General features: G+C 53.3%; 20 protein-coding genes. 2 read left to right on the forward strand and 18 right to left on the reverse strand.

The window, feature by feature from the left end:
* Positions 1-9: 9 nt before the first annotated feature.
* The 5 genes from gctB to ACI6NM_RS04375 all read right to left on the reverse strand — a co-directional run bounded on the left by gctB (position 10) and on the right by ACI6NM_RS04375 (position 4,191).
* Positions 10-819 (reverse strand): glutaconate CoA-transferase subunit B, encoded by an 810-nt coding sequence (gctB, locus tag ACI6NM_RS04355; RefSeq protein WP_022272578.1) that lies wholly within the window; start codon positions 817-819, stop codon positions 10-12.
* 21 nt (positions 820-840) lie between these two features.
* A complete protein-coding gene (locus ACI6NM_RS04360) occupies positions 841-1,941 on the reverse strand; it encodes a CoA transferase subunit A (RefSeq protein WP_022272579.1) in 1,101 nt (366 codons plus the stop codon).
* Between the two features lie 307 nt (positions 1,942-2,248).
* The gene (locus tag ACI6NM_RS04365; RefSeq protein WP_262428028.1) at positions 2,249-3,388 is read right to left on the reverse strand and encodes a sodium ion-translocating decarboxylase subunit beta; all 1,140 of its coding nucleotides are present in this window, start codon (positions 3,386-3,388) and stop codon (positions 2,249-2,251) included.
* A 13-nt stretch (positions 3,389-3,401) separates the two neighbouring features.
* Positions 3,402-3,845: a biotin/lipoyl-containing protein gene (locus tag ACI6NM_RS04370; protein ID WP_262428029.1), complete on the reverse strand. Its 444-nt coding sequence runs from the start codon at positions 3,843-3,845 to the stop codon at positions 3,402-3,404.
* A 61-nt stretch (positions 3,846-3,906) separates the two neighbouring features.
* Positions 3,907-4,191: an OadG family transporter subunit gene (locus ACI6NM_RS04375; protein ID WP_158358504.1), complete on the reverse strand. Its 285-nt coding sequence runs from the start codon at positions 4,189-4,191 to the stop codon at positions 3,907-3,909.
* Positions 4,192-4,539: 348 nt separating this feature from the next.
* On the opposite strand from ACI6NM_RS04375, the gene ACI6NM_RS04380 reads away from it, so the two are divergent.
* Positions 4,540-5,475 carry a ketopantoate reductase family protein gene (locus ACI6NM_RS04380; RefSeq protein WP_022272584.1) on the forward strand — a complete coding sequence of 312 codons (936 nt, stop codon included), beginning with the start codon at positions 4,540-4,542 and terminating at the stop codon, positions 5,473-5,475.
* 76 nt (positions 5,476-5,551) lie between these two features.
* On the opposite strand, the gene ACI6NM_RS04385 is transcribed toward ACI6NM_RS04380, so the two are convergent.
* The 13 genes from ACI6NM_RS04385 to ACI6NM_RS04445 form a co-directional block, all read right to left on the reverse strand.
* Entirely contained in the window at positions 5,552-6,979 is a 1,428-nt protein-coding gene (locus ACI6NM_RS04385) for a MocR-like pyridoxine biosynthesis transcription factor PdxR (RefSeq protein WP_262428030.1), read from the reverse strand.
* Between the two features lie 111 nt (positions 6,980-7,090).
* Positions 7,091-8,779 carry a glutamine--tRNA ligase/YqeY domain fusion protein gene (locus ACI6NM_RS04390; RefSeq protein WP_158358507.1) on the reverse strand — a complete coding sequence of 563 codons (1,689 nt, stop codon included), beginning with the start codon at positions 8,777-8,779 and terminating at the stop codon, positions 7,091-7,093.
* A gap of 98 nt (positions 8,780-8,877) precedes the next feature.
* On the reverse strand, positions 8,878-10,251 hold the full coding sequence (locus tag ACI6NM_RS04395; protein ID WP_262428031.1) for a sodium-dependent transporter: 1,374 nt from the start codon (positions 10,249-10,251) through the stop codon (positions 8,878-8,880).
* 160 nt (positions 10,252-10,411) lie between these two features.
* Complete coding sequence (locus ACI6NM_RS04400) at positions 10,412-12,217, reverse strand: cadherin-like beta sandwich domain-containing protein (protein WP_438501049.1); 1,806 nt, start codon at positions 12,215-12,217, stop codon at positions 10,412-10,414.
* Between the two features lie 49 nt (positions 12,218-12,266).
* Positions 12,267-14,360, reverse strand: a complete 2,094-nt coding sequence (locus ACI6NM_RS04405) for an SH3 domain-containing protein (RefSeq protein ID WP_262428033.1) — start codon at positions 14,358-14,360, stop codon at positions 12,267-12,269.
* Positions 14,361-14,692: 332 nt separating this feature from the next.
* On the reverse strand, positions 14,693-16,105 hold the full coding sequence (locus ACI6NM_RS04410) for an oxaloacetate decarboxylase subunit alpha (protein ID WP_022272580.1): 1,413 nt from the start codon (positions 16,103-16,105) through the stop codon (positions 14,693-14,695).
* 121 nt (positions 16,106-16,226) lie between these two features.
* Positions 16,227-17,378 carry a sodium ion-translocating decarboxylase subunit beta gene (locus tag ACI6NM_RS04415; RefSeq protein ID WP_158358511.1) on the reverse strand — a complete coding sequence of 384 codons (1,152 nt, stop codon included), beginning with the start codon at positions 17,376-17,378 and terminating at the stop codon, positions 16,227-16,229.
* 38 nt (positions 17,379-17,416) lie between these two features.
* Complete coding sequence (locus ACI6NM_RS04420) at positions 17,417-17,803, reverse strand: biotin/lipoyl-containing protein (protein ID WP_262428034.1); 387 nt, start codon at positions 17,801-17,803, stop codon at positions 17,417-17,419.
* A gap of 23 nt (positions 17,804-17,826) precedes the next feature.
* A complete protein-coding gene (locus ACI6NM_RS04425) occupies positions 17,827-18,621 on the reverse strand; it encodes an OadG family transporter subunit (RefSeq protein ID WP_262428035.1) in 795 nt (264 codons plus the stop codon).
* Positions 18,622-18,638: 17 nt separating this feature from the next.
* Positions 18,639-20,078 (reverse strand): acyl-CoA carboxylase subunit beta, encoded by a 1,440-nt coding sequence (locus ACI6NM_RS04430; RefSeq protein ID WP_022274220.1) that lies wholly within the window; start codon positions 20,076-20,078, stop codon positions 18,639-18,641.
* A 221-nt stretch (positions 20,079-20,299) separates the two neighbouring features.
* On the reverse strand, positions 20,300-21,178 hold the full coding sequence (locus ACI6NM_RS04435) for a YitT family protein (protein WP_262428036.1): 879 nt from the start codon (positions 21,176-21,178) through the stop codon (positions 20,300-20,302).
* A gap of 123 nt (positions 21,179-21,301) precedes the next feature.
* On the reverse strand, positions 21,302-21,955 hold the full coding sequence (gene fsa, locus ACI6NM_RS04440; RefSeq protein WP_158358515.1) for a fructose-6-phosphate aldolase: 654 nt from the start codon (positions 21,953-21,955) through the stop codon (positions 21,302-21,304).
* A gap of 91 nt (positions 21,956-22,046) precedes the next feature.
* Positions 22,047-23,732, reverse strand: coding sequence for a DUF3298 and DUF4163 domain-containing protein (locus tag ACI6NM_RS04445; protein ID WP_262428037.1), 1,686 nt, complete (start codon positions 23,730-23,732; stop codon positions 22,047-22,049).
* 276 nt (positions 23,733-24,008) lie between these two features.
* Here ACI6NM_RS04445 and ACI6NM_RS04450 point away from each other — a divergent pair, with 276 nt between their 5' ends.
* Positions 24,009-24,926, forward strand: a complete 918-nt coding sequence (locus tag ACI6NM_RS04450; RefSeq protein ID WP_262428038.1) for a carbohydrate kinase family protein — start codon at positions 24,009-24,011, stop codon at positions 24,924-24,926.
* The last annotated feature ends 9 nt before the right edge of the window (positions 24,927-24,935 follow it).

Below are 24,935 nucleotides of genomic sequence, written 5' to 3' on the forward strand. Positions count from 1 at the left end.
CACTGTTGCTTATTTATTTTCCTTCGGAACCTTGATGAATGCCTGGCCGGGATCGATCTCCTCACGGATCAGGCGGATGATCTCCGGATCCGGGCCTTCCATGAGCTCAGCTCTGGTCACATCGATCTCAAAGCCGGTGTTCTCCTGTACCATTTCCGGGCTGGAGAATGGATAGTAGTAAGCCAGGTACATTCTCTTGGTCTCTTCATCGAATTTCATGATACCAAGGTCTGTAACCACCATCTGCGGACCGCGGTTTCCGGGAAGACCTGCTCTCTCACGTCCTCCGGGGCCGTCCATCCAGCCGCAGCTTGTGATGTAGTCAACATGCTCCATGAATCTTCTCTTCTGGTGCTGCATCATGATCACAGTATTACAGAAGGTAGCGATTCCGTTTGCACCGCCGGAGCCTGTGAAACGGGTCTGGGGCTTCACATAGTCACCCTTTCCGAAGATACATGTGGAGTTTACGTTTCCGTAGGGGTCGATCTGTGCGCCGCCGATAAAGGCGATCAGACGATCCTCGTCATGGAGCCACTCATTGGCCTCAAAGCCAACGAAACGGACGTTGGGCCACTGAACGGCACAATGGGCCATGAAACGGTTATCGCCAACAGAACGCGGAACCTCTACCGGAGAACAGTCCATAAGTCCGCTCTCTACGATGGGATGGCAGCTGGGGCATACCGCACGCTTTGCAAGAGAAGCGCCAATGAGCGGAAGGCCTGTGCCAACGATAACGATCTGATTTTCTTTAATGCTCTTTGCAATGGCATATGCCTGCATTTCCTGTTTTGTATACTTTGTATAATCAGCCATTTTTCTTTTTCCTCCCCTCAATTAGTGTCTGGTAGAATAGCCAAGGTGCGGCTCATTCTTAAGGTCCATGAGACGGGAACCGCCGATAACATTAAGAAGGTCGTCCTGATCCTTACAGCCGTATACATACTTCTGCAGGTAATCCTTAAAGGTCTCCGGGATCTTTGTGCCGTCGGCAGCGTCCTTTGCAGCCTGGGCAGCAGCCTCAGCGGCAGCAGCTAACTTCTCATCCTCCGGCTTGGCAGCGGCAGCCTTTGCAGCCTTGTCGGCAGCCTTCTGGAGCTGTGCCTTTGCGTCCTCTTCGTCTAAGTACATGGAGGCCTTGTTGTACTCCTTCAGTGCCTTATCATCATCGTCGTAGTAGTTGTAGCACTGGGACGGCCATGCGCCGTAGGGTGCGCGTACAACTGCGTTTACACACTCGCCGAAGATCCTTGTCTTGGTGGGATCGCGGCGGATATACTCATCGCTTACGATCTCCTCACAGGTTACGATGGTGCGCTTTGCAGCGATGGCAATGTCGATATCATGGAACTCATCGCCTTCGATAATGCAGGTTCCATCAGGAGATGCCTGCTGAACATGGATGATGGCGCAGTCCAGCTTCGGAACCGGAACAGCTAACAGCTTTTCGCCCGGCTCAAACGGGTTTTCGATCTCTGCGCATTTTAAGTTGTCAACACCTTCCATGGTCTTTCTCTGCTCTTCGCTGATCCCCCAGTATTTTACAAGACCGGAGCCCTGCATCATTCTTACGGGGAGGTAGGGAAGGCCTAAGGAAGCGGCGTGAAGCTGTAACATCAGAACGTCCTGGGAGTAATCCTCGTAGGTCAGCTCACCCTTCTCAATGGCTGCACGGAAGCGGCGTGCCACGTTTGTATAACCGGAGTTGGCGGTATAGCAGTTGATATACGCTCTGATACGGCCCTCGCCGATGAGCATATCCCAGTCTCCGCCTGCCGGTCCGGACCAGCCTACAAAACCAGTCTTTCCCTGACGAAGGATCTCGTAAACTGCTGCATAAGGTTTACGGTTGGTGGTGAAGCCGCCGAAGCAGAGTACGTCGTTGTCATGAACGTACTTCTCTACGGCATCGTGTAATGACATAACTTTATTAGCCACAATAAAGCCTCCTTTATAAAATATACTATGAATACACTATGTATACGATATAATTCTACCGAATTCTGATGGAATCGTCAAATATTATTTGTGAGGGGCCGCGGGCGGTTGAGCTCTATGCAGGCATGACGCAGACTCCTGGGATGGAGTTTCCTGGGGGGGCCTGGTCCGCAGTGCGGCAAGCTCGATTCCGCTTCGCTCCATCTCGCTCGCGGGCGTTCGCCCTATGCAGGATTTCCGTCGCTCCTCTGCACTCATGCGAGCATGGTGCAGACTCCCGCCGGAAATCCTGCGCACTGCTCTCTGCTTAACCGAACATCAGCATAAAATACCCGGCGGCTACGGCGGAGCCGATGACTCCGGCTACGTTGGGGCCCATGGCGTGCATCAGAAGGAAGTTGGTCGGATTTTCCTTGGCTCCGACGGTCTGGGATACACGGGCTGCCATGGGAACTGCGGATACGCCTGCGGAACCGATCAGCGGGTTGATCTTTCCTCCGGTCAGCGCGCAAAGGAGCTTTCCGAACAGGACGCCGCCCACGGTCGCAAATGCGAAGGCCAGAAGGCCCATGCAGATGATGGCGATGGTCTGTACACGTAAGAAGATCTCGCCGTTGGCAGTTGCGCCTACGGTGGTGCCTAACATGATGGTAACGATGTTGCACAGCGCGTTCTGGGCAGTATCGGAAAGTCTTCCGGTCACTCCGGATTCACGGAGCAGGTTGCCCAGCATCAGCATACCTAACAGGGGAGCAACGGACGGAAGCAGTAAGGAACAGAACAGTACCACGAATACGGGGAATACGATCTTTTCCACTTTACTTACCTTACGCAGCTGCTTCATAACGATCTGACGCTCTTTCTTTGTGGTGAGTGCCTTCATGATCGGCGGCTGGATCAGCGGAATCAGGGCCATATAGGAGTAGGCGGCCACTGCAATGGGAGCCACCAGCTCCGGAGCCAGGTTATTGGCAATGTAAATAGCGGTCGGGCCGTCAGCACCGCCAATGATACCGATGGCGGCAGCCTGTCCCGGTGTGAACAGTCCGGTTGCCATGGCAAGAAGGAAAGCCACGTAGATGCCGAACTGGGCGGCTGCGCCAAGTAAAAGGCTCACCGGGTTTGCGATCAGGGGACCGAAGTCTGTCATGGCACCTACGGCCATAAAGATCAGACACGGGAACAGACTGGATTTCACGCCGCTGTAAATGATCCGTAAAACACCAGAGTTATACCAGTTGTCTGCCTCATTCATCAGGCCGGCCAGCGGCAGATTTGCGAGGAACATACCGAAGGCAATCGGCAGCAGAAGAAGCGGCTCAAACTGCTTTTTGATCGCCAGATATAATAAAATGAAGGAAATGAGAAGCATGACAGCCTGCTGCCAGGTCAGTGCGGCAAAACCCGACTGGGCCAGGAGCTCCCCAAAAACTGAAAGTATATTCACGGGGCACCTCCTATTAGTTTAAGGTCACCAGAACAGCGCCTGTATCAACAGCGTCGCCTACGCTTACGTTTACGGAAGCAACTGTGCCTGCTGCCGGAGCAACGATCTCAGTCTCCATCTTCATGGCTTCCATAACAACTACACACTGTCCAAAGCTGACAGCGTCGCCGGCCTTCACCTTGATATCCAGGATCTTACCAGGCATGGGAGCATCTACGGACTGTCCGCCTGCTGCTGCGGGAGCCGGAGCTGCTGCCGGTGCAGGTGCCGGAGCGGGGGTTGGTGCAGGTGCCGGAGCGGGAGCCGGGGCTGCAGGGACCGGAGCCGGAGCTGCTGCCTTTGCAAGGATGGGAGCCGGAGCGTTCACAGTAACGCCTCTGTCCAGGGGCTTGTACTCTTCCACTCTCTCGATCTCGATCTCATATTTTTTTCCGTTTAAAGTAGCTACATATTTCATAATAAAATACATCCTTTCCTTTTTTCACTTTTTCGTTTGCTTTTTCGGTCCTCACTTCACCTTACAGCTCTTTGATGCTTGTAACACGGAACTCTTCTCCCGACAGTCTGGCTTCCTCGCTGATTGCTGCGAGAAGCACTGCATAGGATTCCTCATCCAGCGCCGGGGCCGGAGCCGCCGCCACAGCCGCCTGCTTCGGTGCCTTATCTTTGACCGCCGTATTGATGATCTTAGAAATGATGATGACCGCGATCGCCAGCGCCGCAAGAGCCGCAAACACGACCAGAAGTCCCACTGCCGAGATCATCAGACCGTCTGCTAAGGTCATTTCCTGCCCAGTCCACATATACTCACCGCACCTCCTTCATTTTGTTTCTTTTAGAAACTTTAGTAGTTCTGATATTCCATATTGTGGAATGCATTCCATATTTTTTTCAGCACATATGGGTACCATTTATACAGCACCCACATTACTTTTTTATCTATGCATTTTTCACAATATCTTAGGTTGAGTATATCAGCTTTCATCCGAAAAGTCAACAAAACAGAAAAAGAATCTGTACCCTCCCCGGGGTTTCTTTGAACGATTGACACCCGAATATTCTTATTATAAAATATACATAAAATTTACACAGGTCCGCGCATTGGATGCGGCCGCCTGTATAAGGAATCGCACCGAAGGGAGAAAAGGATTATGAAGCCAATGAAAAAAGTGACTTTGATCGGTCTGGGGGCCATGGGGGTCTTCTTTGCTCCACGGATCTCTGAAAAGCTGGGAGCCGGATTCCGTATCATGGCATCTGGAGCGAGAAAGGACCGTCTGGAGCAGAAGGGCGTGACTGTAAACGGTATCAATTACCGTTTCCCTATCGTCACCCCGGAGGATAACGACGGGCCCTCCGACCTGGTGATCATAGCCGTAAAGGGATATGACCTTGCCCAGGCGCTAAAAGATATTAAATACCAGGTGGGACCGGAAACCATCATCCTTCCTGTCCTCAATGGCATTGACAGCGAAAAGCAGACCGCAGATGTGTACGGCCAGGAGCATGTGCTCTATTCTTATATGCGCGTCAGCATCGCCATGAAGGATGGAAAGGCCGAATTCGATCCGGAAAAAGGACTGATCCACTTCGGAGAAGAAAAAAACGATCCCGGCCATTTTTCTGATAAAGTCCTGGCCGTCAAAGAGCTGTTCGACCGCTGCGGGATCGATTATAAGATCGATCCCGATATGATCAAAGGGCTGTGGTTTAAATTCATGTGCAATGTAGGAGAAAATATGACCTGTGCCATGTTTGGCATTCCCTTCGGAGCCTTCCAGAAAAGCGCTGACGCCAACTATTTCCGCCGCGCCGCCATGTGGGAGGTGATCCGGGTGGCCAACCGGCTTGGGGTGGACATCGGCCAGAATGAGATCGACCGGCAGGAACACACCATCGGCCGCCTTCCATATCAGAACAAGCCCTCCACCCTCCAGGATCTGGAGGCCGGAAAGCACACAGAAGTGGATATGTTTGCAGGTACAGTGGTCCGCCTGGGAAAAGAGCTGGGGGTGGAAACGCCCGTCTGCGAAATGTTCTGGCACGGGATTCATCTGATCGAGGACCGGATCTTCGGAAACATCTGATCCCTCTCTCCCCTGCGCGTTTTTCCCTCCCTCTTTTGGAGCCGCAAAACCGCAGGGGAAAAGGGAACTTCATCTTCTACGGGCAGAGGGCCTTAGCCAGAGCCGCTGCCCCTTCCTGTATCTTCTCTTCTGTCAGGCTGGCGTATCCCAGGATCACTGTCCGGCTCTCTGTATCCTTTTTTCCAATATAAGATCCCGATAAGCCATAGACCCGGATCCCCTCCGTTTCTGCCGCCTTCTCAAGCTGCTCCTCAGTCCTCTCTCCGCGGCAGGTAAGAAGAACATGGAGGCCGGCATATTCTCCGCTGATCTCAAATTCCTTTTCCAGAGGCTTTAAGGAAGCCAGAAGCAGGTCATGCTTCCCCTTATAGATCTCCCTCATCCGGTTCAGATGGCGTTCAAAATAGCCGCCTCCAATGAACATCGCCAGGATCCGCTGGTCTACACGGGACACTGTGGAGGAGTAGAACCATCCCCGCTCTTCATACCGTTCCATCAGCGAGGGAGGGAGCACCAGATAGCCCACACGGATGGCAGGCGCAATGGCCTTTGAAAAGGTTCCCATATAAATGACCCTTCCGCTGTCATCCATGCCCTGAAGGGCCGGGATCGGCTTTCCCCTGTAACGGAATTCACTATCGTAGTCGTCCTCGATCAGATAGCGGTCCGGCTCTTTCATGGCCCAGGCCAGAAGCTCCTGCCTCCGCTTCACCGGCATGACGATCCCCATGGGAAACTGATGGGACGGCATCACATAGGCTGCGGATGCAGGAAGCCGCTCCAGCTCCTGTACCCGGAAGCCGCTGTCATCCATTCCCACAGGAAAAACCGGATGGCCCATTCCCCCAAGAACACGGTATGCCTGCTTATAGGTGGGATCCTCCATGGCGATCCCGGTCTCCCGGCCCAGAAGCTGGGATAAAAGGATCAGAAGATATTCGTTCCCTGCGCCGATGATGATCTGTTCCGCCGTACAATTTACGCCCCGGGCTGCATGAAGGTAGTCCCGGATGGCCTCCCTCAGAAGAAGATCCCCCTGGGGACTGCCCTTTAAGAACATTTCCGTGTCCTCCTCCTTTAAGACTGCCCGGCTGATCCGCCTCCAGGTGGAAAAGGGGAAGCTATCCAGATCAATTCCCCTGGGTGAAAAGTCCACTCTCCATTTTTTCTCCTGGAGATCCGGCGCCTCCCCATCCCTCCGGCCTGGAAACATTTCCTGTACCGCCCGTCTTTCCGGAGCGACCGGGGGCAGGATCCCATCCAGTCCGGCCACAAAATATCCACGTCTCGACGACGCCTCCAGGTATCCTTCGGCCACAAGCTGTTCATAAGCCGACTGGGTGGTACTGCGGCTGACCCTCAGGCTTTTGGCCAGTTCCCTGGAAGAGGGCAGCTTTTTCATGGGCTTCAGACCTCCGTTCCGGATCTCTCCTTTTATATACTGGTAGATCTGTTCATACAGCGGCCTGGGATCCTGGCTGCTCAATGGGATCATAAGCTCCATCTTTACCTCCGTTTTTCCTGGATACCAGAAAGGGATGTCCGCCGGAACTTTTTCCAGGGGCATCCCTCTTTTGTATCTCAGTCTGTGTTTTTCCTCTGTCTGCTCCAGACCCTACTTAGGAAGCCGGAAGGAGCTCTTTAAGGAAACGATCCGGTTATAAACCGGCTTTCCTTCCTCGCTGTCCTTGCAGTCCACGCAGTAGAAGCCGTTTCTTACGAACTGGAAGCTGTCATAAGCCCTGGCCTCCATCAGCGCCGGCTCCACGTAAGCCATTGTCACAGTTTTGGAATTGGGATTCAGGTTCAGCGTTCCGTCTGCGTTCAGCTTGCCCTTTTCCTCATCCACGATGTTCTCATAAAGGCGGCACTCCACCTGCCCTGCATGTTCTGCAGAAACCCAGTGGATGGTTCCCTTGACCTTTCTGCCGTTAAAGCCGGATCCGCTCTTTGTCTCCGGATCGTAGGTACAGTGGACCACCGTGACCTTACCATTTTCATCCTTCTCAAAGCTGGTGCATGTAACGAAATAAGCGCTCATGAGGCGGACCTCATTTCCCGGGAACAGGCGGAAATATTTTTTCGGCGGCTCCTCCATAAAGTCCTCACGCTCAATATAAAGCTCTCTGGAGAAAGGAACCTGGCGTTCTCCCATTTCCGGATTTTCCAGGTTATTGGGTACGGACAGCATTTCCGTCTGCCCTTCCGGATAGTTGTCGATCACCAGCTTCACCGGATCCAGGATCGCCATCATTCTGGGCCTCTTAAGCTTTAAGTCCTCCCGGATGCAGTATTCCAGCATTGCGTAATCCACAGAGCTGTTGGCCTTGGAAACGCCCACCAGATCCACAAACATCCGCAGGGATTCCGGCGTGTAGCCTCTCCTTCTGAGAGCAGCGATGGTCACCAGGCGCGGATCGTCCCAGCCGTCCACGATCCCGTCCTCCACCAGCTTCTTGATGTAGCGTTTTCCTGTGACCACATTGGTCAGGTACAGCTTTGCAAACTCGATCTGACGCGGCGGATTCTCAAATCCACACTCTCTTACCACCCAGTCATAAAGCGGTCTGTGATCCTCGAATTCCAGGGTACAGATGGAGTGGGTGATATGCTCGATGGCATCCTCGATGGGATGGGCAAAGTCGTACATGGGATAAATGCACCACTTGTCTCCAGTGTTATGATGGCTCATACGGGCCACACGGTAGATCACCGGATCTCTCATATTGATGTTGGGGGACGCCATATCGATCTTGGCGCGGAGCACCTTTTCCCCGTCCTTATACACGCCGTTCTTCATTTCTTCAAAGAGCTTCAGGTTCTCCTCCACCGTTCTGTCCCGGTAGGGGCTGTTTTTTCCCGGAGTATTGAAATCTCCCCGGTATTCCCGGATCTCATCGGCCGAAAGGTCGCAGACGAACGCTTTTCCTTTTTTGATCAGATGGACTGCACACTCATACATTGCGTCAAAGTAGTCAGACGCAAAAAACAGCCTGTCCTCAAATTCCGCGCCCAGCCATTTCACGTCGTTTATGATGGACTCCACATACTCCGTTTTTTCCTTCGTGGGGTTCGTATCATCAAAACGGAGATTGAATTTTCCGCCGTATTCCTTTGCCAGTCCCGAATTCAGGATAATGGACTTGGCATGTCCGATGTGGAGATATCCGTTGGGCTCCGGTGGGAATCTCGTCTGGACATGGTCATATACGCCCTCCGCCAGGTCTTTATCGATTTCCTGTTCAATAAAATTTTTAGAAACTGTTTCTTTCGTTTCCTCTGCCGGTTTTATATTTTCCGCCATAGTGATTCCTCCATTTATGTTCCTGTATTTCTATCTGTTTTACATGATAATATAGTATCTTACCATATCTTTCCCAAATATAAAAGGAAAATTTTCCATTAAATACTGATAATGCCAAAATATTTAAGGACCTCTCCTGCCAGGATCGCTGCCAGCATCACCGGAGCCACGTACCTGATCATGATCCGGTACATCTTCTTTCTCTTAAAGGTGCCGGAGGACTCCACCTCCTCCTCAATATACCGGCTTCCTACCACATGTCCCACCAGGATACACGTTCCAATGGCCACAATGGGCATCATCACGGAGTTGGATATAAAATCAAAGAAGTCCAGGAACTGCATCTTTAATACTGTAATGTGGCCCCAGGGACCATAGCCCAGACAGGACGGGATCCCCAGGATCAGAATCCCGGCAGTGGAAAGGATCGTGGCCTTTTTCCTGGTGAGCCGCATTTTATCCGTAAGGATCGATACCACCGTCTCCAGCAGGGAAATGGACGAGGTAAGGGCCGCAAAAAATACCAGCAGGAAAAACATGGCTCCCACAGCTCCTCCCAGCGGGAAGGATTCAAATACCTTGGGCAGCACCCCGAACATCAGTCCCGGACCGGCCTTTCCCTGGATCAGGGACGCGTCCCCTCCGTTAAAGGCCACTACTGCGGGAACGATCATAAGTCCTGCCAGAAAAGCGATCCCCGTATCGAAGATCTCGATCTGGCCCACGGAACTCTCCAGATCATCCTCTTTTTTCATATAGGAGCCATAGGTGATCATGATCCCCATGGCTAAGGACATGGAATAAAACAACTGGCCCATGGCCGCCAGCACTGTGGTCAGGGAAAAGTCCGCAAAATCCGGAAGGAGATAATACTTTAATCCCTCTGCGGCTCCCGGGAGAGTCATACAGTAAACAGAGATCCCTACGGAAAGCAGCACTAGCACCGGCATCATGACGCTGCTGGCCTTTTCCACTCCCGTATCAACGCCCAGGAGCACCACCACTGCCGTAAGGAGCACAAAGATCACGAACCAAAGCAGCGGATTTTCCAGGATCCCGCTGCCGGCCATGCTGATAAAATCTCCAAAATACGTGTCGCTGGATACGGCCATACCGTTTCCCCGGACAAATTCCACAAAATACTTAACGACCCAGCCGCCGATCACACAGTAATAGGGCGCGATGATCACCGGGATCAGGGCTGCCAGCCAGCCCAGGGGCGCAAAGCGGCGGTTCAGGCTTCCAAAAGCTTCGATGCATGACATGCGGGTCCTTCTTCCCATGGCAACCTCTGTGATCATAAGCGTAAATCCAAAGGTCACAGCCAGAAGAACGTATGTGATCAGGAAGGCTCCCCCTCCATATTTTGCTGCCAGATATGGAAACCTCCACATATTTCCCAGTCCCACTGCAGAACCGGCCGCCGCAAGGACAAAGCCGATACGGCTGGTAAAGCTGCTTCTTTCTTTCATAACAAATGCTCCCCTCTATTCGGTTTTTTAGACAGCGAACGTGTCCATTATACCCGAATCGGGGGGAGTTTGCAATCCATTCTATTTTATGTGTGTGCTGCACAGCCCTTCCGCCGTACGCCTGCCTGTCCGGATCTCCGGACGGCTGAACGGTACAGCTTTACAGATCCAGATCGATAAATTCAAAATCATCGTCCTGGTCTTCTTCTTTGAATGGAGCTGCCTTTTCTGGGATCTGTTCCTTCACCGGTGCGCTGGAAACCGGAGCGGGCGTCTCCTGTCTTACCGGGGCTTCCGCCTCCGGGACACTGGCAGTCCTCCTTCCTGTCCCCTGATCCGACGCCGGATGACGGACCGGGGCCTTATGCTTTACAAAGGCCCGTTCCTCTTCCTCCAGATCCAGATCCTCCAGGTCCTGGTCTGTCCATTTTTTCGCCTGGGTCCTTCTGGGTTCCTTTGTCTTTCCCGGCCTGGAGCCTTCTCTGGAATATGCGTCCGGTTTTCCTGCCGATTTTTTCGGCTTTTCCTCCCGGTACGTTCCTCCAGGCTTTCTGGTCAGCAGGAGAATGATAAGGATGATCGCCAGGATAATGCATACGGCAAACAGACCGGCGATCATATATCCGCGGACTGTGTAGTCCTCCACCAGGCTGTTATACTCTCCGACCACCTTCTCATTGACTGCCCGGAGCTCCTCTGCCTCCGGATCCTGGAAGAATCTCTGGAGGGTCATTTCCTTCTGGTCGTAGCGGTAGAAGTTCTGCTCCCCGTCTGCGTTCTGGCCGTAAACGATGCAGTATTCCGGTGTCCCGCCATCCTGGCTGTTCCAGATCCAGCCATGTACCGTATGTTCTCCGATATCGATGGTGCATTCCCGGAATCCGTCGGGAAGCTCTGTCCCCTCTGGGATATTTTCCGGAGACAGAACGATAATGGTCTTTTCTGCCATGCGGACTGTTACATATGGGGAAAGGATATCTTCCTGGGGATCATATACAAAGAAATCTCCGTTTCCATCTTCATCGGTCATATAAAGGAGGATCACGCCCTGGTCATTGGTTCCTGCCTGGACTGTGGCTCCCTGATACTCATATTCTGTTACAGAAAAGCCCTCGGGAAGAGTTTCTGCATCAAAGGTTTCAGCCACGGTCCAGTTTCCATCCTCCACGTTGTGAGGCGTGCCCTCGGGGGAACTGGCCTCCGCAGACGGCTCCGTCTCTTCCGCAGAGCTGTCTCCGCCTCTGGTAACCGTGATGGTGTACGTTTTTTTCGTGCTTCCATCCTCTGCGGTAACTGTGCAGACCACCTTATTTTCGCCTGGCTGGAGATCTTCAGCTCCCTCCACAGATACGTTTGCTTTCCCGTCATTGGCCGGAGCGCTGACTGTGATCTTCTCCACATCCGCCGGAACGGCAGCCGTGTACTCCGTCACCTCTGCTGAAAATTCCGGACTCAGGGTCCCTGGTGAAACAGTCAGGGATCCCAGGGAAGCGTCCTGGGAAGCGTCGGAGCCCCCGCTGACCTTTACAGCAGAATTACCCGTATGGGAAATGGTCACTGCCTGCCCATTGGCATCGTATACCTCCTGGGATTTAACGGTGATGGACGAGGTCCCGGCCTTCAGGGCCTTAAACTTCAGCGTAAAGCTGAAGGTCGTCTGGCTGGCTGCCTCCGCATCCCCAACCACACGGACATTCCCCGCCCCGCCGTTGGCGCTGGTCCCGCTCAGGAATTCCAGGGACTGGGCATCGTATTCCAGCATCACATCTGCTTTATTGAGAGCCGTGCCATCCGAAGAGGCGATCTTCATGGTGACAGATACCTGATTTCCCACTGATGCCGTCGGATCGGAAAAGGTGATCTTTCCAGCCCCCGCATAGGCAGTCAGGATCCCTGCCGGAAACGCCAGAAGCGTGATCGCCAGAGACAGGAATACCACTGTCATTTTCTTTATTATCCTGTTCATATCTTATATTCTCCTTACTTTATCCGGTTTCCCCGGTCCATGGGCGTCCTTATGAAGGGGAAACGCCGATGACCACATCCGCGCTCTGGCTTTCGGGGGAATTTCCCTGGCCCGATGGCCGGATGATCACAACGTTCCCTGTACTTCCAGGTCCGGACGTATTTCCTCCGCTGCTCTGGGCGTTTTCTCCGCCCGACGGCACATTGGCCACCGGAGCATCCGACTGGCGTACCACATTGAGCCTGTATGTGCGGACGCTGCCGTTTTCTGCCTTTACCTCTATCGAGATCGTATTATTACCGCTTTGCAGGCTTATGGTCCCAGTGCCGGAAACAGACGCTTTGGAATCGATGGTCCCGGCCTTCACTGAGATCTGTCCCACCGACGGATTTACGATCACGTCGTAGCTTTCTGTGTCCTTATTAAAGGTAGGAGTAAGGGAATACCCCTCCACCTCCAGAGAAGCCAGCTTATTGTTGGGACTTCCAGTTGTCTCAGGTTTGGGGCAGGCCGCCTCCGGCATATTGTTGAATACCGGGATCTTAAATACCAGGGGCTCCTTTTTCATTGCATCTGTGTATGCTCTGGAGAGCTTGGCCCCTTCTCCGGCGGCTCCCTCCACATTGGTCATGTACTGGTGCTTATAAAGATTACTGCCCTGTACATTAAACTTTTTCAGATAAAATGTATCCTGTCCCTGGGAAACAAAATTCTCTCCATAATAAAGAGCTCCTCCCAGGATAGACTTCTCGATGGAATTCCAGGGCCGTCCATAATTTCCTGCCTGGGACGCGTACCACAGGCCTCTGGTGACAGCGGACATGGAATCCGTCTGGTATGCCCCGATATTAAAGAAATTATAGATCCCCTGGTAGCCGGCAGTGGTTCCCGAGATGCTGCCGGAAGTGCCATTGGCCTGCTCCTGGAGGATCATGGCTCCCAGAACATAGGGATTCACACCGGACTGGGCTCCTGCATTCATAATGATATCCACATAGCTCTGGCCCGACGGCACCGGCGACGTTTCTGACGCACCTGTGCTGTCTCCTGTGATCACAGAAGCGTCCATTCCAGGGCCATATTCCACGTTGGGAAGGGCCAGGACCTGGGTTTCTCTGGCACTGACCACCGCAGAAGGACCTTCCAGGCTCACATCCGGCTTCTGGCCTCCCACTCCCTGGGGCGAGCTCTGGGCGGCGTCTCCGGACGGTGCGTTCTGGGAAATATTTCCACTGCTCCCCATGTCCATTCCAGGGCCGTAATTCTGTCCGGGAGGAAGGGGAGTCCCGCCCCCGTCACTTCCATTCTGCCCGGAATCCTGCTGGTTATTCTGACCTTCCTGTGCCGATGGAGGATTTCCGTCTCCCTGGCCTGTGGATTTTTCCAGGAACGTACCCGAAACCAGACTCTGAAGCCCCTCCCGCGTCTGGTGGGCCCCATCGTAGGACTGCAGCAGGAACTGGAATACATAGATCTCATTTAAAAAATTCCTGGGATCCATATAATAGCTGACAATATCCCTGGAAGCCGCTACCCAGCTGGGTCCGTCAAAACCGGTCCATTTCCCCGTATTCCAGTCATACGCTCCATATTCCGTAGACTTCCAGGAGGACAGGCTGTTGGTGGAAACCAGATTGGCTCCTACGATGCTCTCATTATTGACGGCATCGTTCCAGTCCAGGCCCGTATTCTGCACCTGGAATACCCAGGACGGGAATTCAGCATGAAGGACACGTAAGGATTCCTTATAGCTTTCCGGAAAGCCCTGACTGGTCATATACGCCTCGAACTGGGGGTCCGTGGTGTAGGAAACCGGAAATTTTATGTATTCGGAGGAAGCATAGCCCTCCATACTCTTCCCTCCAGCCGTAAACTGAAGCTTATACCAGAGTACGCCGTCAGAAGCTGTCTCCTGTCCCACCACAGTCACAGGGGCTCCGTAGGACAGCTTCCTTACAACGGAATTTCCTGTGCCTGGGCCGCTTCTTACATTCAGTGTGGTTGCATTTACTATGGCCGATCTCTGTGTCTCTGCGTATATCGTTCCGGGATAGTCTGCAATGATCCCTGTGCCGCTCACGGATTCAGCCAGTAAAAGCACAGCCGTCAGAGCCGCCAGGATCCGTCTCCCTCTTTTTTTCATCCTTCTTCTCTCTTTCTTTATGGTCATTTTTCTATTCTGCCATTTTCCAGTTCTGTCTAAAAATGACACTATACGTTATTATAATGACAAAGGGAGTTTCCTGTCAACCTCAGGAAGGAAACTTCATATTTTTGCCGCGGTTTTACGGGGAATTTGTAAGGTTTTCTTAAGAAAACACGGATATGGAAAGGCACAGGCGCCGGGTCCTGTGCCGGACGGACTTTGGTCCGCTGTCCGCGTACATACAAAAACCCTCCGGACAGTGCTTCTGCACGGGCCGGAGGGCCTTTTCCAGAGGGAAGCAAACGCTCCCCGCCGGATCTGTCTATGGACTAGACGGGATATACCTTGTTTTCCTTATCTGCCTTTTTCGGATCCACGCCGGTCTGCTGGGCTTCACGGTACTCGAAGAAGTCCTTGGCCACGGCCGGGAACAGGGCATAAGATAAAACATCCTCATCCTGCTGCTTCCACTGGGCACATTCCTTCTCGAACTTAGGAAGCTGCGGCGGGATCAGATCGGCCGGACGGCAGGTGATGGGTGTCGCATCGCCGATGATCTTTTTCTGTACTTCCTTGTTGAACGGCTTTACAGTCTGGCCAAATTCGCCCATCATGATCTTCTTGGACTCCTTGGGAACCATCTTGTACCGCTCGCCTGCCAGTACGTTCATAACAGCCTGGGTACCTACGATCTGGGAAGACGGAGTAACCAACGGCGGCTCGCCGAAGTCTTTTCTTACTCTCGGGATCTCCTCCAGAACTGCGCGGTACTTGTCTTCCTGTCCAGCTTCCTTTAACTGGCTCACCAGGTTGGAAAGCATTCCGCCCGGTACCTGGTACTGAAGAGTCTTGATGTTTACGCCCAGTACCTTCGGGTTTAAAAGGCCGCTCTTTAAAGCCTCTTCACGGATCGGTGTAAAGTAGTCGGCGATCTCAGCTAAAAGGTTCTGGTCATATCCGGTATCATAGGGAGTGCCGCGGAAGGTCTCAACCATAACCTCCGTAGCAGGCTGGGAAGTACCAAGAGCCAGCGGGGACATTGCACAGTCGATGATATCGCAGCCTGCTTCCACAGCCTTTAAGTAAGTCATGGAAGCAACGCCGGAGGTGTAGTGGGTATGCAGGTCGATGGGAAGCTTTGTTCCTTCCTTTAAGGCCTGTACCAGCTCTGCTGCCTTATACGGAGTCAGAAGTCCGGCCATATCCTTGATACACAAGGAATCTGCACCCATTTCCTCGATCTCGCGGGCAATGTTCTTCCAGTAATCCAGAGTATAGGCGTCGCCAAGGGTATAGCTTAAAGCGATCTGGGCATGGCCCTTTTCCTTGTTGGTAGCCTTTACAGCTGTTTCCAGGTTTCTGATATCGTTTAAGCAGTCGAAGATACGGATGATATCGATACCGTTGGCAATGGATTTCTGTACGAAATACTCTACCACATCATCTGCATAATGGTTATAACCTAAAATATTCTGTCCGCGGAACAGCATCTGGAGCTTTGTATTCTTAAAGCCGTCCCTTAACTTTCTCAGTCTCTCCCAGGGATCTTCTTTTAAGAAACGAAGGCTTGCGTCAAAGGTGGCGCCGCCCCAGCATTCCACTGCATAGTAGCCGACCTTATCCATCTTATCAACGATGGGAAGCATCTGGTCTGTGGACATTCTTGTGGCAAGTAAGGACTGGTGAGCGTCACGAAGAACAGTCTCAACGATCTTTACCGGCTTTTTCTGAACTTCTGCCATTTTATTTTTACCTCCTGAAAATTATCAAGTGAAAACCTTCCATAAGCGGCTTACGCCGCCGAACGGGAAAACGCGAACTCCGCTTCGCTACGTTTGCGTAGCGGGCGGCTTACGCCGCCCTTTACTGTATTCCGAAAATAGCCATGAATGTGCCGGCGGCTACGGCGGTACCGATCACGCCTGCCACGTTGGGGCCCATGGCGTGCATCAGAAGGAAGTTGGTGGGATCTGCCTCAGAACCAACCTTCTGGGATACACGGGCCGCCATGGGAACTGCGGATACACCGGCAGAACCGATCAGCGGATTTACCTTTCCTCCGGTCACCTTACACATGATCTTACCGAAGATCACGCCTGCAGCCGTACCAAAGGCGAAGGCTACCAGACCCAGGATAACGATCTTAATCGTGGTCATCTTTAAGAACGCCTCAGCGCTGGTAGTTGCTCCCACGGAAAGACCCAGAACGATAACTACGATATACATGAGGGCGTTGGAGGCAGTCTCCTGAAGCTGCTTTACAACGCCAGACTCACGGAACAGGTTGCCGACCATCAGCATACCAACCAACGGTGCGGTCGTCGGTAAGATCAGACACACAACAACAGTAACGATGATGGGGAACAGGATCTTCTCCAGTTTGGACACCGGACGGAGCTGCTCCATCTTGATCTTTCTCTCCTCTTCTGTGGTCAGAAGCTTCATGATCGGCGGCTGGATGATGGGTACCAGGGCCATGTAGGAGTAAGCGGCAACGGCAATAGGGCCCATGAATTCCGTCTGTCCCAGCTTGCCGGCCAGGAAGATAGAGGTAGGACCGTCAGCGCCGCCGATGATGGAGATGGCAGCAGCTGCCTTGTCGTTGAAGCCCATGAAGATCGCAAGGAAGTAAGCAGCATAAATACCGAACTGTGCGGCCGCGCCCAGAAGGAAGCTCTTGGGGTTCGCGATCAGTGGTCCGAAGTCAGTCATAGCGCCTACGCCCATGAAGATCAGGGACGGGAGGATGCTCCACTCATCCAGCAAATAGAAGTAATGGAGAAGTCCTCCAACGCCATTGGATGAATCCTCAATGCTCAGCATGATATCCGGATAGATATTCACGAGCAGCATACCAAAGGAAATCGGGACAAGCAGCAGAGGCTCAAAACCTTTTTTAATGGCAAGGTAAAGGAAGATAAATGCCACAAAGATCATGATCATGTTGCCGAATGTCAGATTTAAGAATGCTGTCTGCTGGACAAGATTCAAAAGTGTACTTTGAATATATTCCATTTTAATCCCTCCATATGGAATCTGCAGTCAGCAGACGATTAGTTTAATGTAGCCAGAGTTGCGCCCGGCTCAACAGAATCACCAACAGCCACATTGATGGTAGCTACGGTGCCGTCCTGGGGTGCTACAATCTCGTTTTCCATCTTCATGGCCTCGAGGATCACGATCACCTGGCCTTTTTTCACTGCCTGGCCTGCGGACGCCTTCACGCCAAGGATCTTTCCGGGCATGGGAGCTGTCACTGCAACGCTTCCTGCTGCACCAGCGGGAGCTGCCGCAGGAGCCGGGGCTGCTGCCGGAGCCGGAGCGGCCTTGGGTGCCTGTACGGGAGCCGCTGCTTTCGGAGCTGCTGCCTTTCCTGTGAAGCCTTCTTCTACGGTTACTTCATATACATTGCCATTAACTGTGATGGTATAATTTTTCATTTTCATTTCCTCCTGATGATGGGTTATTTCCAGTTCCTGTTGGGAACACGCTTAATGGAACGAACAATAAGGCCGTCGGCAGACTCTCTGCCTTCGGAAGCCGCGATGGCTGCAGCGATCACGGATACCAGCTCCGTATCGTCACAGGCCTCCTCAGCCGGGGCTGCTGCCGGAGCCGGAGCGGGAACTGCTGCCGGAGCCGGGGCGGGAACCGCTGCCGGAGCTGCTGACGGGGCCGGAGCCTTCTTCTGCTTCATCTTTGCTTCAAATACGCTGATGTACTTGAACATGCTGATGAGCCAGCTGATGAAGATCAGAACCAGGAATACGACTCCCATGCCCATAAGGGTATTCATACCAGCCTTGGAAAGCTTTTCTCCAGTGGTATATTCCGGAGAGATCGTAATGGAAGTGATATTTGCAAGATCCTCATCCACGATTACAGAAAAGTCTGCGTTTCTTTTTTCAAATACCGCCGGGATCCTGGCCACATAGCCGTCGTCCACAATTTCAACCTCTGCCGCCTCGCTGGAAACCAGCGCTCCCAGGTCGCCCTTTACGGACTTCCAGGAATTCAGGGCGCTCTGCATTACTGTATCCTTGTTCTTTTCACTGGCAGCCAGAGCATTATCCAGATCCTCGTCTCCCATTGCGGCAAACAGATCCAGATACTGCTGGGTGCCCTGCTGGAGCGTCATCACCAGAGACGGGTCCATCTCCTCTGCCGTATCCGCTTCTGCGCTGGAGCAGGCAGAAAGGGCGAACAGGCATACTGCCATACAGAGGGCAAGCCAGATTCTTTTAATATTCTGTTTCATATATCTGCCACCTCGCCTTAGACCGTACCGTGCTTTTTGGCCGGACGATCCTCTCTCTTTGTGAACAGCATTTCCATTGCTGCGATCACGCGTTTTCTTGTATCAGCCGCATCGATGATGTCATCCACATAGCCTCTTCTGGCCGCAGCCATGGCGCTGGCCTGCAGCTCGCTGTACTGGGCAGCCTTTTCGCTGATCAAGGCAGCCGCATTGTCAGATCCGGAGATCTCCTCTGCATACATGATCTTCACAGCCGGAACGGCCTCCATCATGCCAATGGAAGCATTCTTCCATGCGTAAACGATATCGGAGCCAATGGATTTACTGTTCATAACAAGTCCGGCAGTACCGAATGCCTGTCCGGCGATCACTGTCACCTTGGGCACATCTGCGTTTGCAAAGGCATGGGCCAGACGGGCAGCCGCCTTGGCGATCTTCTTTTCTGTGCATTTGCAGCTGTTATATCCGTTTACGTTCACCATTGTAAGTACCGGGATATTGAAGGCATCGCAGAAATTCACGAAATCTGCGGCTTTTTCACAGCCTCTGGCTGTCAGGCCTGTCTCGTACTCTGCTGTTTTTTCTCCCTCCTCATAACTCTCTGTGCGGTTGGCCACACAGCCCACGGTGGTGCCGTTTAAGCGGATGAACGCAGTCACCATGCTGGGAGCATATTCCTTCTTAAGTTCCATATAGAAGCTGTCATCAGAGATCATGGCCAGGGCAAGGGCTGTATCTCCCACACAGTTCTCCAGGCCCTCACACATCCGGTTCAGGTCGTCGGCGCACTCATCATAGGACATATCGTCTTCGTTGTTGGCCGGAAGTACGGAGATCAGCGTATGGATCTGTGCCAGGATGTCCTCCTCGGTCCCTGTCATGCACACGTTGCCGGCTTCCTCGCTCTGGAACTTTGCGCTGGATGTATCTGTATCGTTCTCAGCGATGGCATTGGGAGCGTTGACAAATAACTTTGCCTTATCTTCCATGAAGGTGAAGTCAGCCATTGCAGAAGCCACTGCCATACCGCCGCCGCAGTTTCCGAACACTGCCTGGATCTGCGGGATCACGCCGGAAGCCAGGGTCTGGCATCCGTACAGTCTTCCGAACCCGTTTAATGCGTCCAGACCTTCCTGAAGCCTTAAGCCTGCACAATCGATCAGGCCTACCACCGGAGCGCCCATCTTCATGGCCATGCCATAGAGATTCTCGATCTTTTTTGCATGCATCTCACCCACGGAGCCGCCCATAACGGCTGCATCCTGGCTGTACACATACACAAGGGCTCCCTCAACGGTACCGTAGCCGGTAACCACGCCGTCGGCCGGAGTTTCCTGAGCCTGCATGTTAAAGTCAGTGCTTCTGGCAGTCATATAGGCGCCGACTTCAACAAAGCTGTTGTCATCAAGCAATTCATTGATTCTTCTCATTGCTGACGTTTGTGCTGATTTAGTCATTTTGCTGTCCTCCATTATTAAAATTTGACGAAAATCGAATTTCTGCCTAGTGTAATAATAACCGCATTCTCTGCAAAATTCAAGGTGTTTTTGCCATTTCCGGGAAAACAATACAACATAAAAAAAGAGGCGGCAACAAGTTACTTTTCTTTTGCCGTCTCCCCTTTTTAGTTAATCATCTTAAGCAGACCCGGAGCACCCAGACTTCCGGTCCCTTTTCCCTATTCATATTTTTTTGTCAGCGTAAATCCGCGGCCGCGGACCTCTCCCACCTGGCTTACGATCATAAACGCCTGGTCGTCGATGTCCATGACGATCCGGTTCAGCTTCTGGAGCTCTCTTCCGGATACCACCACAAGGATAGCTCTGGACTGCTTTCCGGAATGACCGCCTTCCATATAAAGGAGCGTGGTCCCCCGGTCCATTTTTTCCTGTATGGCCGTGCTGATCTCCTCATACCGCTCGCTGATGATCTTTGCCTGGGTCTGGCGGACGCCGATGACCAGTACCTTATCCAGGATAATGGTATACGTCATGACCATGATCAGGCCGTACAGGATCCTCTCCCTGTCTCCAAAGGTCATCTGGGCGATAAGTACCATGAAATCCATCACATACATGGTAACAGACACCGGGATCCCGAACCTCTTTTTCAGTACCAGCGGCGGGATATCCATGCCTCCGGTGGAGGCACCTGCCCGGATCACGATGCCCAGGGCAAATCCGATCATAACGCCGGAAAAAACCGCGCACAGGATGGGATCATCCGTAAAGACCATATCCCCCACCAGGCGGGTAGCCTGCTCCAGTGCAAAAGGATAATAAAACGTAGCCACCAATGTGGAAAGGGCAAATTCCTTCCCCAGCTCCACCAGGCCCACTACGAACATCAGGATATTAAATCCAGCCACAAAAATCGAAAGGGGGATCCCCCAGTAATGCTGGGCCACCAGACCCAGTCCCGTGGTCCCTGCGGCGATCATGTCCATGGGCAGCACGAACAGCGCCACGCCCGCGGCGTAGACGGAAAGCCCCGCCATAATGATAACTACCTGTGCGAGCAGCCTCATGATCCTGCTCTTCTGATCTTTCTTCTCCATATACATCCTCCCTCAGTCTCTCTTCCGGCAAAAAAACGCAAAAGAAAGGAGAGTGCTGCGAAAACGCCTCCCGCAGTCCTCTCCATCTCTTATTCGATTGTATTTTTTCCGGATATGTCCTTCTTATTTCCCAAATACAGCCTCATAGTCCTTGCGGAACTTTTCGATCCCCTGGTCAGTCAGCGGATGATGGGTCATCTGCTCGATCACCTTATAGGGAACGGTGGCGATATCGGCTCCGGCCAGAGCGCACTCCGTCACATGCATCGTATGGCGCACGCTGGCGGCAATGATCTCTGTCTGGATATTGTGAAGGTTAAAGATCTCAGAAACCGTCTCGATCAGGTCGATGCCCGGCTGGGAAATATCGTCCAGACGGCCTAAGAACGGCGACACGAAGGCAGCTCCGGCTCTGGCAGCCAGAAGTGCCTGGTTTGCAGAAAAGATCAGAGTCACATTGACCTGGATCCCCTCAGACGCCAGCACCTTTGTTGCTTTTAAGCCTTCCACAGTCATCGGGATCTTCACCACCATATTGGGGTGGATCTTAGCGATCTCACGTCCCTCTGCGATCATTCCTTCTGCGTCGGTGGTGGTGGCCTTCACCTCACCGCTGATGGGACCGTCCACGATGGAAGCGATCTCCTTTAAGGTCTCCACGTAATCCTTTCCCTCTTTTGCGATCAGGGACGGATTTGTCGTAACTCCGCAGATCACGCCCATATCGTTGGCTTTCCGGATCTCCTCCACATTGGCCGTATCAATAAAAAATTTCATTGGTATCCCCCTCCTGTTCGGGTATTTTTTTGAACCTGTCTCCATTGTAATGGCAACCGGCAGGAATGTCAATGGACAATCGGCTCCATCCTCAGCCTGCATACCCCAGGCTCTCGAAACAATCATATTCATCCATGCCGCCGATCCGGAACCGGTACTGGTCCCTGTCCTTTTGGATCCGCAGCTCACAGTGTCTTCCGTCAGGAAGCTCTGCCTCTGCCCTGGCCGCCCCCGTTTCATCCGGGAGCTCTGCGGCCCTTAATACCAGCTCCGTTCCCGCCGGGATCCGTTCCTCTTTCCCTTCGATCCATACCGGAATCTCCGCAGAGGCCCGCAGCACCGGCCCCCGGTCTCCATTTCCAGGGATCGTGTAAACCGTTCCGTCCGTCTCCGGCATCCCGTCTTCACCCATGCGGAAGCTGCGGTACGCCATATACGTTCCCAGAAGATCGATGCGGTCGTACAGGAGAAAATGACCCGGATCTCCGATGAAGCTCCCATACATGGAATCTCCCGAAGAGCCCACATGGCAAAGCGTCAGCGTCCCGTTTTCATTCTGGAGCGCAAACACCTCCAGAGCCCTCAGATCATTCTCACTGGAAAATTCGAGCCATAGGAAGGGGCGGCCATCCCCGGCTTCCAGAAGCCATACGTCCGTGAGGCTCCCATAGCCCCCGGCCTCCCAGGGACCTGCCGCCTCCGTCTCTGCTCCCTCTCCTGTCCGGCTCAGGGTAATGGATGATGTATACGTCTCCTCATCCACCTGTACCGTATAAATATACTCCTCCTTTTCCCCGTCCCGGTCCCAGTCGGCGTAAAAGGGTTCTCCCTCTGAAAGCTGCACTGCTGCTCCCGCCCCGGCCTGGTACGTTTCCAGGAGCAGGTCCGGGCAGTCCGCAAACGTCATCCGGCTCTCAAGGCTTCCTTCCGACCAGGGCCCCAGAACATAAGGGTTAAATACGACGGTGATCCCCTCATGGTCCATGATCCATTCCAGCTGGCCCCCGTCTCCGGATCCATTATGGAACATGGCCTCCAGGGTCTCCTCATATTCCGGATAAAGGCTTCCATCGTCCCGGCTCTTCACGTCCTCCTTCACATACTGGTACACTGCTTCCAGGTCTGTGACCACATCCGAAAGCGCCAGCCGCTTTCCCGAAGCCGGGTCAAAATTTACTCCATGGGCATAATAGCTTCCATGGGCGCCGCCCACATAGGAAGAATCCATATCCCAGAAGCTGACGATCCGGCTGTCTGCCCGCTGTACCCGTATCTCCCGCTCAATATAATACTCCTGTCCGGGCTCCGGGGGATCCTCCCTGACCAGGGAAAGATTTTCCTTAAAACGTTCTCCCGTCTCCTGGGAAACCTCCGCATTATACTGGTCCAGGCCGTCCTTCAATGTATCCCAGCCGTCCACAGGAACATACAGCCCATCCCAGCGGCTCCTCAGCAGGCATCTCTGGTCCTTCCATTCCCCGTCATAGCTCCTCCGGGTCTCCACAAACAGCGGCTGATCTGGCTCCTGGTCCGGCCCAGAGGCCTCCTCCGGCTCTGCCGCCTCCCCGGCCTCGATCCCCCGGGACGTTTCTTCTGGTATTTCCCCGGTCCTGTTATCTCCGGATTCTGCCGTTTCCGTTTCATCCGCCGGATCTTCAGCCTTCGTTTCTGCTGCCTCCTGGTCCATACGGTCCATCTCACAGCCGGTCAGAGACACGGCCATAAGAAACGCCAGCCCCGCTCCCAGAGCCATTTTTCCTGTCCTCTGTCTTCTCATGATCCATCCCCCGCTTTCCATGTTGTATATCCCAGGTCCTGTCCGTTCCCTCAGTCTCCCGGGCATCCTTATGCCGCGCCCCAGATGGGCGCATTGCTTCTTCTTTCATTATAAGCTCCCGTCCCTGTTCCTTCTATAAAAATATGCTTACGATCATTTACGTTTTTCTTAAAGCCTCCGCTGCCCCTTTCCCTTCCAAAATCCATAGTAAAACCAGACAGCATATGCTATAATATGGCTGAAACAGACATTGTGCCAGAAAAGGAGAATTATCCCATGAAACCAGCTCTGATCATCGGTTCCACCTGTGTGGACGTCATCATCAATATCCATCATCTTCCAAAGACCGAGGAGGACATCCATCCCACCTCCCAGTCCATGGCCATCGGCGGCTGCGCCTTCAACGCCGCCTATATGGTACGGCTCTTAAACGCCCCGCACACCTTTATCACGCCTGTGGGCGGCGGCACCTACGGAGACTATGTGGCAAAGCTCATGACCCAGTCTGGGATCCCCATTGCCGTCCGGGTGCCGGAAAAAGAAAACGGCTGCTGCTACTGCCTGGTGGAGGCCGGCGGGGAGAGGACCTTCATGTCCTATCACGGAGTAGAATATACCTTCCAGAAGGAATGGATGGAGCCGTATCCGGCAGAGGATTTCGGCCTCACCTACGTCTGCGGCCTGGAGATCGAGGAGCCCACCGGGATCAATCTCATTGAATATCTGGAGGAGCATCCGTCCCTGGAGCTTTTCTACGCCCCCGGGGCCAGGGTAGGAAACATGGATCCGAAGAAAACAGAGCGGATGCTGGCCCTTCATCCGTTCCTCCACATCAACGCCCTGGAGGCAGAGGTCATGAGCCAGAAAACGTCCTATGAGGACGCCGCCGCATACCTGCACTCCATCACTGGAAATACCGTCATCGTGACTCTGGGAGAAAAAGGCGCTTACTGCATAGAAAAAGACGGGACCAGCTATCTGATCCCGTCCATTCCCGCCGATCATGTGGAGGATACCATCGGAGCCGGCGATGCCCACGCGGGAGCCATCATCGGCTGCCTGACCAACGGCCTCTCCCTGCGGGATTCCATTACATATGCCAACCAGGTATCCCGGATTGTGGTCTCTGTCAAGGGCTCTTCCCTTCCGCCGGAGCTCCTTCCGCCGCTCCCAGTCCCCAAAAGCGCCCGCTAGGCTGCCGCA

It is taken from the genome of Pilosibacter sp. YYHA0881, assembly GCF_051602715.1.
Taxonomy (GTDB): domain Bacteria; phylum Bacillota; class Clostridia; order Lachnospirales; family Lachnospiraceae; genus Alitiscatomonas; species Alitiscatomonas aceti.

Excerpts from the sequence above, each read along its gene's own strand:
- ACI6NM_RS04410 (WP_022272580.1), bottom strand. The coding sequence starts at position 16,105 with ATGGCAGAAGTTCAGAAAAAGCCGGTAAAGATCGTTGAGACTGTTCTT.
- fsa (WP_158358515.1), bottom strand. The coding sequence starts at position 21,955 with ATGAAATTTTTTATTGATACGGCCAATGTGGAGGAGATCCGGAAAGCC.
- ACI6NM_RS04450 (WP_262428038.1), top strand. The coding sequence starts at position 24,009 with ATGAAACCAGCTCTGATCATCGGTTCCACCTGTGTGGACGTCATCATC.
- ACI6NM_RS04385 (WP_262428030.1), bottom strand. The coding sequence starts at position 6,979 with ATGGAGCTTATGATCCCATTGAGCAGCCAGGATCCCAGGCCGCTGTAT.
- ACI6NM_RS04405 (WP_262428033.1), bottom strand. The coding sequence starts at position 14,360 with ATGAAAAAAAGAGGGAGACGGATCCTGGCGGCTCTGACGGCTGTGCTT.
- ACI6NM_RS04420 (WP_262428034.1), bottom strand. The coding sequence starts at position 17,803 with ATGAAAAATTATACCATCACAGTTAATGGCAATGTATATGAAGTAACC.
- ACI6NM_RS04370 (WP_262428029.1), bottom strand. The coding sequence starts at position 3,845 with ATGAAATATGTAGCTACTTTAAACGGAAAAAAATATGAGATCGAGATC.
- ACI6NM_RS04390 (WP_158358507.1), bottom strand. The coding sequence starts at position 8,779 with ATGGCGGAAAATATAAAACCGGCAGAGGAAACGAAAGAAACAGTTTCT.
- gctB (WP_022272578.1), bottom strand. The coding sequence starts at position 819 with ATGGCTGATTATACAAAGTATACAAAACAGGAAATGCAGGCATATGCC.
- ACI6NM_RS04445 (WP_262428037.1), bottom strand. The coding sequence starts at position 23,732 with ATGAGAAGACAGAGGACAGGAAAAATGGCTCTGGGAGCGGGGCTGGCG.
- ACI6NM_RS04430 (WP_022274220.1), bottom strand. The coding sequence starts at position 20,078 with ATGACTAAATCAGCACAAACGTCAGCAATGAGAAGAATCAATGAATTG.
- ACI6NM_RS04380 (WP_022272584.1), top strand. The coding sequence starts at position 4,540 with ATGAAGCCAATGAAAAAAGTGACTTTGATCGGTCTGGGGGCCATGGGG.
- ACI6NM_RS04375 (WP_158358504.1), bottom strand. The coding sequence starts at position 4,191 with ATGTGGACTGGGCAGGAAATGACCTTAGCAGACGGTCTGATGATCTCG.
- ACI6NM_RS04400 (WP_438501049.1), bottom strand. The coding sequence starts at position 12,217 with ATGAACAGGATAATAAAGAAAATGACAGTGGTATTCCTGTCTCTGGCG.
- ACI6NM_RS04395 (WP_262428031.1), bottom strand. The coding sequence starts at position 10,251 with ATGAAAGAAAGAAGCAGCTTTACCAGCCGTATCGGCTTTGTCCTTGCG.
- ACI6NM_RS04415 (WP_158358511.1), bottom strand. The coding sequence starts at position 17,378 with ATGGAATATATTCAAAGTACACTTTTGAATCTTGTCCAGCAGACAGCA.
- ACI6NM_RS04435 (WP_262428036.1), bottom strand. The coding sequence starts at position 21,178 with ATGGAGAAGAAAGATCAGAAGAGCAGGATCATGAGGCTGCTCGCACAG.
- ACI6NM_RS04425 (WP_262428035.1), bottom strand. The coding sequence starts at position 18,621 with ATGAAACAGAATATTAAAAGAATCTGGCTTGCCCTCTGTATGGCAGTA.